Origin of the sequence: Ruminobacter sp. RM87 (assembly GCF_000701925.1) — a bacterium.
In the GTDB taxonomy this organism is placed as follows: Bacteria; Pseudomonadota; Gammaproteobacteria; order Enterobacterales; family Succinivibrionaceae; genus Ruminobacter; species Ruminobacter amylophilus.
On the sequence record NZ_JNKD01000126.1, the window covers coordinates 1 to 1,124 of the forward strand.

A 1,124-nucleotide genomic window follows, 5' to 3' on the forward strand; every position below is an offset into this window, starting at 1 on the left:
GTGTCACTTCAGGAGAAATGGTTCAAGGACACCAAGATCTTTGAGGACAAGGAATTCTGCAGTGAATACATGGGGAAGTTTCCGGTAATCTTTATTACCCTTAAGCAGATAGAAGGTGAAGATTTTATCAGCGCCTACGGACGCTTTGCATCAGCGATTTACGACATGTACACTCAGTTTAGATACCTTGCAGATAGTGATAAACTGAGTAGTGATGAAATTGAAGAATACAAACTCTATCTTGATAAGTTTTATCTTAGAGAACCTAAAAATAATGATGCTATTAAGGATTCACTGTCTACATTATTGAAACTCCTGAACAAGCATCACGGAATCAAGCCGATTCTGCTTATCGACGAATATGATGTACCTATCGCCAAGGCGGCCCATAACGGCTACTACCGGGAAATGATTGACATCATCAGTCCCTTCCTTAGCAAAGCCTTAAAGACCAATTTGTATCTTGGCAGAGCCGTGCTTACCGGATGCTTAAGAGCAGCTAAGGAAAGTATTTTTACTGGACTTAACAATCTGCTGGTCTGCTCGATTCTTGATTCCGGAGATGATGATATATCTCAGGGTATAGGTTTTACTAGGGAAGAATCTGAAGAAGTCCTTGCATACTACGGACTTTCAGACTATTACGAAGAGGCAAGAAACAACTACGACGGGTACCATTTTGGAACAACTCATATGTACTGCCCGTGGGATGTAATGAACTTCTGTAATGACAACTTCAGAAAACTGAGAAAAGACAGAAATCTCATTCAAGCCGGCAACTACTGGATAAATACAAGCGGTAACGATGTTATCGAAAAATTCATGGGCTTTATCGAGCCTGAAGACGTAGACATGATGCAGGACCTTTTGGACGGTAAATCAATAACCGCGGAAGTAAGAGCCACCTTGTGCTACGGTGATTTGCAGAACCATGACATAAATGATTTCTGGACTCTGCTGCTTTATACAGGGTATTTAACTTTTGAACCGCAGTCCCATAATCCTGAAAGTGATGAGTACAGTGTTTATATTCCTAATGAAGAAATCAGAAAATGTTTTAAATCCAAAATTCTGAATTACTTTAAGAACAATTCAGTTATGAAATCCAGTACCGCTGAACTGGT

General features: G+C 40.0%; 1 protein-coding gene. It reads left to right on the top strand.

Going from position 1 to position 1,124, the window contains the following annotated elements:
* Positions 1 to 1,124 (top strand): AAA family ATPase (locus T489_RS0112350; protein ID WP_037320139.1); only part of this gene is annotated, 1,124 nt, incomplete at both ends.